We start from the raw sequence: 8107 nt of genomic DNA on the forward strand, positions 1-8107 counted from the left end.
CCGGGGTATTCCATGGCCGGTTCACCTAGGTTGGGCGCACTGGTCACCGCCCGTCCACAGGAGGCTCAGCCGTGTCGCAGGACACCACACAGGACCGCACCGGTTCCGGGACACGTGCCCGGATCGATACGAGCAAGCCGCACTCGGCCCGCTTCTGGAACTACTTCGTCGGCGGCAAGGACCACTACAAGGTCGACCGGGAGATCGGGGACCAGATCAAGGAGATCTTCCCCGGCCTGGCCGACGTCGCGCTCACCAGCCGGCGGTTCCTGGGACGGGCCGTCCGGTACCTCGCCGGTGAACAGGGGATCCGGCAGTTCCTGGACGTCGGGACCGGGCTGCCGACCGCCGACAACACCCATCAGGTGGCCCAGCGCGTCGCCCCGGACGCGCGGATCGTGTACGTCGACAACGACCCCATAGTCCTCGCCCACGCCCACGCCCTGCTCAAGAGCACGCCGGAGGGCAGGACCGCGTATCTGGACGCCGACCTGTACGACCCCGAGGCCGTGCTGCGGGCCGCCGCCGAGACGCTCGACCTCTCCCGGCCGGTCGCCCTGATGATCCTCAACACGCTCGGCCACGTCGCCGACTACGAGGAGGCCCGCGGCCTGGTGCGCCGGCTCATGGCGGGGCTCCCCCCGGGCAGCCACCTGGTGATCGGCGACAGCACGGCCACCAGCGAGGGCATGGTCGCGGCGTCAAAGGCGTACAACTCGAGCGGCGCGGTGCCGTACCACGTGCGCGGCGTCGAGGAGATCGCCGGGTTCTTCGAGGGGCTGGAGCTGGTGGAGCCCGGCGTCGTGCGGGTGCCCGAGTGGCGGCCGGAGGGCGGGGAGCCGGACGGAGACCTCGCGGCCGTGGACGCCTACTGCGGGGTGGGCCGCAAGGCGTAGCCCGGCCGGCGGTTCCTCACCGGCCCCTCCTCCTCGGCTTCTCCCCGGCCGCCCCCGCCGGGATCAGTCCTCCAGCGACTCGAGGAAGCCGAGCGCCACCCGCCAGGTGGCCTCGGCCGCCTCCTCGTCCCAGTCCGGCAGGTCGGGGTCGGTGTAGAGGTGGCCGGCCCCGGCGTACCGGTACACCTCGACGTCGGCTCCCGCCCGGCGCATCTGCAGGTACCAGGCGCTCAGCCAGTCGTCGGTCTCGAACGGGTCGGGCTCGGCGACGTGCAGCTGCACCGGCAGGTCGTCCACCGAGGCGTTCGCCGCGATGTCGGACGTGCCGTGCAGGAGCAGCAGCCCGCGCGCCCTGCCGTCGCCGAGGGCCAGTGTCTGGGCGACGGAGGCGCCGAAGGAGAACCCGGCGTACACCAGCCCCCGTTCCGAGTAGGGCGCGGCGGCCAGCACGGCCCGCCTCAGCAGTTCCTCCTTGCCGGTCTCCTCCCGGTACGCCATGCCCTCCTCGACCGTGGTGAACGTGCGGCCCTCGAAGAGGTCGGGCGTGAACACCTCGTGTCCGGCCGCGCGCAGCCGGTCGGCGGCCCGGTGCACCGCGGGTCCGAGCCCGTAGGTCGAGTGAAAGAGCATGATGTTCATGGGGCCCATGGTGCCAGCCCGGTGTGACCGCGCCGGATCGCGGCAGTACCCACGAGCGCGCGGAAGTCACATGTTCGTGCCCGCCCGGGGCCGGTTAGGTTCGGAGGCATGGATGACGTGCTCCGCCCACTGATCGTGGTCGGCGGCTCGGTCGTGCTCACGCTGCTGCTCGGCTGGGCGACCGACCTGCTGCTGCGCAAGGCCGACGAACGCCACCACGACACGCCGTTGTGGGGACTGCTCCGCCGCGCCCGCGTCCCGTACCAACTGGTGCTCTGCGCGGCCCTGCTGAGAGGGTCGTACGTCGAGGCCCAGGTGTTCCCGGACCACCGGGTCGGCATCGGCCGGATGCTGTCCCTGGTGCTGATCGGGTCGGCCGCCTGGCTGGTGATCCGGATCGCGGCGGCGATCGTCGAGACCACCTACACCCGGTACGCCAACGCCCGCTACCACCGCGATCCGGCGCGGGTCCGCCGGGTGCGCACCCAGGTGACGCTGATCCGGCGGGTGGTGTCGGCGATCGTCACGGTGGTGGCGGCGGCCTCGATGCTGCTGACCTTCCCGGCGATGCGGGCGGCCGGCGCCTCGCTGCTGGCCTCGGCCGGCATCCTCGGCATCGTCGCCGGTGTCGCCGCCCAGTCCACGCTGGGCAACATGTTCGCCGGGCTGCAGATCGCCTTCGGCGACATGGTGCGCATCGGGGACACGGTCGTGGTGAACGGCGAGTGGGGCACCGTCGAGGAGATCACGCTGACCTTCCTGACCGTCCGCACCTGGGACGAGCGCCGGATCACCATGCCGGTGTCGTACTTCACCTCCAAGCCGTTCGAGAACTGGTCGCGCGGCACGCCGCAGATGACCGGTGTCGTCTTCTGGCACCTCGACCACTCGGCCCCGCTGGAGGCGATGCGCGACCGGCTCCGCGACATCCTGCGGGAGTGCCCGGCCTGGGACGGCCGCGCCCACAACCTGGCCGTGACGGACACCACGCCCAGCACCATGGAGGTGCGGGCCCTGGTCACCGCCAAGGACGCGGACGACATATGGACGGTACGGGTCGTGGTCCGCGAGCAGATGATCCGCTGGCTGGCCGAGGAACACCCGTACGCCCTGCCCCGGGTCAACGCGGCGGACGCGATCCTGCCGCCGCACCTCGACGGCCACCGCTTTCCCGATGGCATACCGTCGGCCCGCAGGGTGCACACCCACTCCCGGGAGCACTGAGCGCCCGTCAGTGGCCGCGCTCGGCACCGCCGTTGACCTGGATGATCTGCGAGGTGATGTGCGCGGCGCCCGGGGAGGCGAGCCAGTGCAGGGTCGCGGCGACGTCCCCGGGCGTCCCGGCCCGCTTGTCGGACGTCTCGGCGATCAGCCGGGCCCGCCGCTCCTCGTCGATGCCGTCGCCGAAGAAGGCGGTGTCCTCGATGTAGCCGGGCGCGACCACGTTCACGGTGATGCCGTGCGGGCCCAGCCGCCGGGCGAGGTCGTGGGCGTACGGGTGCAGCCCCGCCTTGGCCGCCGCGTACGCCACCTGCCCGGACCCCCGGTACGCGGCGATGGAGCTGAGGAACAGCACCCGCCCGCCGGGTTCGGCGAGCCGTTCCCTCAGGGCCTCGGTGAGCAGGACGGCGGTCAGCAGATTGAGCCGGAAGTTGACCGTCCAGTGGTGGGCGACGGCGTCGAGCGGCTCGTCGCCGCCGACCGGGGGCTCGAGGAGCCCGTTGCCCCCGGCGCTGTGGACGAGGACGTCCACGGCGCCGAACTCCCGTCCCACGAAGCCGGCCACGCCCCGCACGGCCTCCGGATCGGCCAGATCGGCGGCGTACGTCAGCGCCCCCGGCACCGCGGCCCGCTCCAGCACGTCCCCGCGCCGCCCGAGCAGCAGCACCCGGTCCCCGTCGGCGGCGAAGACACGCGCGGTGGCCAGCCCGATGCCCGTACCGCCCCCACTGATCACAACGTTCCGAGTCATGCCCCGACCCTACGGACAGAAGGCCGCCGACGGCGGTAACCCCACGACGCTCACCGCAGACTCCGCACGTCCAGATGCCGCAGCACCCGGTCCACCACCTCCGGATCCGCCCCCGTCTCGCTCCGCGCCGCCAGCACCTCGTGCCGTGCGGCGCTCAGCATCTCCCCCTCGATCCGCCGCACCCGCTTCAACCGCCGTGCCCGCTGCCGGTAGGCCTCCCGCCGCTCGTCCTCCGCCATCTCCGGGCTGATCCGCACCCCGATGTCGAACGACCGCCGCAGCATCTGCTCGGACAGCTCCTCGGGCAGGTCCTCGACCTCCTCGATCTCCCGCAGCCGGCGCTTCGCCGCCTTCGCGGCCCGGACCGCCAGCTGCCGTTCGAACTCCTTCTCGCGCCCGATGTCGCCCCGCACCCCCAGCCGGCCCACCAGCCACGGCAGGGTCAGCCCCTGCACCAGCAGCGTCGCCAGCACCACGCCGAACGCGATGAAAATGATCTCGCCCCGGGCGGGGAAGTCGCCCCCGGTGTCGGTCTCCAGCGGGATGGCGAGGGCCAGGGCGACGGAGGCCACCCCGCGCATCCCCGACCACCACATCACCACGGTCTCGCGCCAGCTCACCGGGATCTCCTCGTCGACGTCCCGCGCGGTGTGCAGCCGCTGCGTCAGCCAGGTCGCCGGCAGCAGCCACGCCAGCCGGACGAGGACGACCACGCCCACGACCGCCGCCGCCCAGGTGAGCAGCTCGCCCCAGTGGCCGGCCGCGGTCTCGACCGCGTTGTGCAGCTCCAGACCGACCAGTCCGAACGCGACGCCGGTGACGAGCGTGTCCACGATGTCCCAGAAGGTGTGCCCGGCGAGCCGGACCGTGACGTCGTCGGCGTCGGTGGCGTACTCCACGAGGAACAGCGCGGTGGTGAGCACCCCGAGCACCCCCGAACCGTGCAGTTCCTCGGCCAGGACGTAGGAGGCGAAGGGCACCAGCAGGGTCAGGGCGACCTGCAGGGTCGGGTCGCCGAGCAGGCCCATCAGCTTGTTGGTGCCCCAGCCGAGCGCGAGTCCGACCGCGACCGCCACCACGGCCGACAGCACCAGGTCCAGCCCGGCCCGCCAGGGCGAGAAGGTGCCGCTCACGGCGGCGGCGATCGCCACGTGGTACAGGACGATGGCCGTCACGTCGTTGAACAGCCCCTCGCCCTCCAGGATCGACACCAGCCGGCGCGGCAGCCCCAGCTTCCCGGCGACGGCGGTCGCCGCGACCGGGTCGGGCGGTGCGACCAGGGCACCGAGGGCGACGGCGGCGGCCAGCGGCAGCCCCGGCACGATCGCATGGGCGACGACGGCCACGCACAGGGTGGTGACGAAGACCAGCGCCACGGCCAGCAGGAGGATCGGTCTGATGTTCGCCGCGAACTGGCGCCAGGACGTCCGGCGCACGGCGGCGTAGAGCAGGGGCGGCAGCAGCAGCGGCAGGATCAGTTCCGGCGGGACGTCGACGTTCGGGACGAACTCCAGCAGCGCCAGGACGATCCCGAGGACCGTCATCAGCACCGGCGCCGGCAGCCCCAGCCGCTCCCCGACGGCGACGCTCACCACCGCCCCGAGCAACAGGACGAACAGCAGGGCCAACTGATCCACGGTCGGTGCTCCTGGGGGATCGACGATCGGTCGGCGGGCCTCCAGCCTGCCATGCCGCCGCCCTCACCAGGCCGTTGACGGACCCCGGTTACAGCACGCGCCGCATGGCCCGGTGCGGTATCCCCGCGTCCGGGAACTCGGGCCCGTACGCCTCGTACCCCAATCGTTCGTAAAAACCCAGGGCGTGGGTCTGCGCGTGCAGGTCGACGGCGGTGAGGCCGCGCGCGCGTGCCGCTTCCTCGACGGCCCGCACCAGGGCCGCCCCCACCCCGAGCCCGCGCGCCTCCCGGGTCACCGCGAGCCGCCCGAGGGAGCCGACCTCCGGGTCGCCGCCGTTCTTCGCCGCGGCGGCCTCGCCGTGCAGCAGCCGCCCGGTGCCGAGCGGTACGCCGTCCTCCCGGACCGCCAGCACGTGCACGGCGCCGGCGTCGTACGCGTCGTACTCGATGTCCTCGGGAACGCCCTGCTCGGCGACGAAGACCTCCTTGCGCACCGCGAAGCACGCCTCCCGGTCGGCGGGCTCCACCGCTTCCCCGACCACGTAGGAGGAGCTCATGCGTACGTCTCCTCCCGGACCTGGTCCAGTGCCTTCTGCAGGTCCTCCGGATAGTCGCTGGAGTACTCCGCCCACCGGCCGTCCCCGGGGTGCTCGAAGCCGAGGCGCACCGCGTGCAGCCACTGGCGGGTGAGGCGGAGCCGCTTGGCGAGCGTGGGGTCGGCGCCGTAGGTCAGGTCGCCGACGCAGGGGTGCCGGTGGGCGGCCATGTGGACGCGGATCTGGTGGGTGCGGCCGGTCTCCAGCTTGACGTCGAGGAGGGAGGCGGCGCGGAAGGCCTCGATGAGGTCGTAGTGCGTGACGGACGGCTTGCCCTCCGCGGTGACCGCCCACTTGTAGTCGTGGTGCGGGTGCCGGCCGATGGGGGCGTCGATGGTGCCGCTGGTGGGGTCGGGGTGGCCCTGGACGAGCGTGTGGTAGCGCTTGTCGACCGTGCGCTCCTTGAACTGGCGCTTCAGCGACGTGTACGCGTACTCGGACTTGGCGACCACCATCAGACCGGAGGTGCCGACGTCGAGGCGGTGCACGATGCCCTGGCGCTCGGCGGCGCCGGAGGTCGAGATGCGGTACCCGGCGGCGGCGAGACCGCCGATCACGGTCGGGCCGGTCCAGCCCGGCGAGGGGTGGGCGGCGACCCCGACCGGCTTGACGATCACGACCACGTCGTCGTCGTCGTGCACGATCTCCATGCCCTCGACCGGCTCGGCGACGACCTGCACCGGCGCGGGCGCCTGCGGCATCTCGACCTCGAGCCAGGCGCCGCCGCTCACCCGCTCCGACTTGCCGACCACCGACCCGTCGACCGTGACCTTCCCCGCGGCGGCGAGTTCGGCCGCCTTGGTGCGGGAGAAGCCGAACATGCGGGAGATGGCGGCGTCGACGCGCTCGCCCTCCAGGCCGTCGGGCACGGGCAGGGTACGGATCTCGGGAATCGTGCTCACCCGTCGAGTATGCCGGACGGGCCCGGCGACCCCGTACGCGCGTTCAGTCCTCAGTCCTTGTGGACGGTCCCGTCGGGGTCCAGACCCCGGAACGACAGCAGCACGATCAGGATGCCGCCGCACACGATGGCCGAGTCGGCCAGGTTGAACACGGCGAAGCCCTTGGGCGCGATGAAGTCGACGACCGCGCCCTCGAAGACGCCCGGGGACCGGAAGATCCGGTCGGTGAGGTTGCCGAGGGCACCGCCGAGCAGCAGGCCGAGCGCGATCGCCCAGGGCAGGCTGTACAGCTTGCGGGCGAGCCGGATGATCACCACGATCACCACGGCCGCGATCACCGTGAAGATCACGGTGAAGGCCTCGCCGAAGCCGAAGGCCGCGCCCGCGTTGCGGATCGCCTCGAACCTCAGCCAGTCCCCGATGATCTCGACGGGCTCGTGGTGCTCCAGCTCGGCGACCACGATCATCTTGCTGATCAGGTCGAGGGCGTAGGCGAAGGCGGCGACGGTGAACAGCACGGCGATGCGCCGCTTGCCGCGGGGCCGTTCGGTCTCCGCCGCCGTCCCCCCGGTGCCGGACGCGGCGACGGGGGCGCCGGCCCCGTGAGCGCCGCCCTCCCGGGCACCGGCCCCGGGGGCACCGCCCGCACGGGCGTCGTCCCCCTCCGTCCCGTCCCGGCCCGTGTCCGGGGTGTCCGGCGTACCGATGATGCGCTCCGCCTCTGCCACGTGAGTCCCTCGACCTAGGTACCTGACTGAGGACGAGGGTACGGCACGCCCCGCACGCCCCTCGTGCCCAGGAGGCATACGGCGGTGATCAGGGGCGGCGCTCCTGCTTCTGCTTGCACTCGACGCACAGGGTGGCCCGGGGGAAGGCCTGCACACGGGCCTTCCCGATGGGGTTGCCGCAGTTCTCGCACAGGCCGTAGGTGCCGGTGTCCAGGCGCTGCAGGGCCCGCTCGGACTGGGTGAGCATCTCGCGCGCGTTGGCGGCGAGCGCCAGCTCGTGCTCGCGCGTGATGTTCTTGCTGCCGGTGTCGGCGTCGTCGTCGCCCGCGCCGTCGCCGGAGTCCCGCATGAGACCGGCCAGCGACCGCTCCGACGAGCTGATCTCGTCGCGCAGCCGCACCACCTCGGCCATCAGCCCGGCCCGCGCCTCCTCGACCTCTTCCGGTGTCCAGGGGTCCTCGCCCGGCCGCACCGCCAGGTCGCCAGGCTCCGCCGCGGCGATCCGCGCCTTGGGCACGGCGGTCTTCGCCGCCGTGGCCGTGCCAGGAGTCTTCTTCGCACCCACCGTCGTCGCTCCCGTCTGCGTCGCGGCCTCGGCCGCGCCCGCGTCAGTGGCCGTGCCGCGCCCGGCCATGTCCTGTGTGCCCCCGCCGTCCCTGGTGGTGCCCTTGCTCCTTCCCCCCGCACCCCCCGCACTCCGGGCGGCCTTCCGGCCGGTACCACCGCCGTCACCGCCCG

General features: G+C 72.8%; 9 protein-coding genes. 2 read left to right on the forward strand and 7 right to left on the reverse strand.

Annotated elements, in window-relative coordinates; translation table 11 throughout:
- The first annotated feature begins 71 nt into the window (after positions 1 to 71).
- Positions 72 to 896, forward strand: coding sequence for an SAM-dependent methyltransferase (locus B7L92_RS16255; protein ID WP_081238314.1), 825 nt, complete (start codon positions 72 to 74; stop codon positions 894 to 896).
- 63 nt (positions 897 to 959) lie between these two features.
- Here B7L92_RS16255 and B7L92_RS16260 read toward each other — a convergent pair whose 3' ends face one another.
- Complete coding sequence (locus B7L92_RS16260) at positions 960 to 1535, reverse strand: dienelactone hydrolase family protein (protein ID WP_081238322.1); 576 nt, start codon at positions 1533 to 1535, stop codon at positions 960 to 962.
- A 108-nt stretch (positions 1536 to 1643) separates the two neighbouring features.
- Between B7L92_RS16260 and B7L92_RS16265 the strand changes: the two genes are divergently transcribed.
- Positions 1644 to 2759, forward strand: a complete 1116-nt coding sequence (locus tag B7L92_RS16265; RefSeq protein ID WP_081238315.1) for a mechanosensitive ion channel family protein — start codon at positions 1644 to 1646, stop codon at positions 2757 to 2759.
- A 7-nt stretch (positions 2760 to 2766) separates the two neighbouring features.
- On the opposite strand, the gene B7L92_RS16270 is transcribed toward B7L92_RS16265, so the two are convergent.
- From B7L92_RS16270 to B7L92_RS16295, 6 genes are all read right to left on the reverse strand, one after another.
- Positions 2767 to 3507: an SDR family NAD(P)-dependent oxidoreductase gene (locus tag B7L92_RS16270; protein ID WP_081238316.1), complete on the reverse strand. Its 741-nt coding sequence runs from the start codon at positions 3505 to 3507 to the stop codon at positions 2767 to 2769.
- A 50-nt stretch (positions 3508 to 3557) separates the two neighbouring features.
- A complete protein-coding gene (locus B7L92_RS16275; protein WP_081238317.1) occupies positions 3558 to 5144 on the reverse strand; it encodes a Na+/H+ antiporter in 1587 nt (528 codons plus the stop codon).
- A gap of 88 nt (positions 5145 to 5232) precedes the next feature.
- Positions 5233 to 5700, reverse strand: coding sequence for a GNAT family N-acetyltransferase (locus tag B7L92_RS16280; RefSeq protein ID WP_081238318.1), 468 nt, complete (start codon positions 5698 to 5700; stop codon positions 5233 to 5235).
- Positions 5697 to 6641: an RluA family pseudouridine synthase gene (locus B7L92_RS16285; protein WP_004989261.1), complete on the reverse strand. Its 945-nt coding sequence runs from the start codon at positions 6639 to 6641 to the stop codon at positions 5697 to 5699. Before B7L92_RS16285 ends, B7L92_RS16280 begins: the two co-directional genes overlap by 4 nt.
- A 50-nt stretch (positions 6642 to 6691) precedes the next feature.
- Complete coding sequence (gene lspA, locus B7L92_RS16290; protein WP_081238319.1) at positions 6692 to 7369, reverse strand: signal peptidase II; 678 nt, start codon at positions 7367 to 7369, stop codon at positions 6692 to 6694.
- A gap of 88 nt (positions 7370 to 7457) precedes the next feature.
- Positions 7458 to 8107, reverse strand: a 650-nt coding sequence (locus B7L92_RS16295; protein WP_255310991.1) for a TraR/DksA family transcriptional regulator, incomplete at its 5' end; no start/stop codon positions are given.

The sequence above is a fragment of the Streptomyces viridosporus genome (genome assembly GCF_002078235.1).
GTDB lineage: Bacteria > Actinomycetota > Actinomycetes > Streptomycetales > Streptomycetaceae > Streptomyces > Streptomyces viridosporus.

Coding starts and splice junctions, on each gene's coding strand:
- B7L92_RS16260 (WP_081238322.1), bottom strand. CDS start 1,535: ATGAACATCATGCTCTTTCACTCGACCTACGGGCTCGGACCCGCGGTG.
- B7L92_RS16265 (WP_081238315.1), top strand. CDS start 1,644: ATGGATGACGTGCTCCGCCCACTGATCGTGGTCGGCGGCTCGGTCGTG.
- B7L92_RS16270 (WP_081238316.1), bottom strand. CDS start 3,507: ATGACTCGGAACGTTGTGATCAGTGGGGGCGGTACGGGCATCGGGCTG.
- B7L92_RS16280 (WP_081238318.1), bottom strand. CDS start 5,700: ATGAGCTCCTCCTACGTGGTCGGGGAAGCGGTGGAGCCCGCCGACCGG.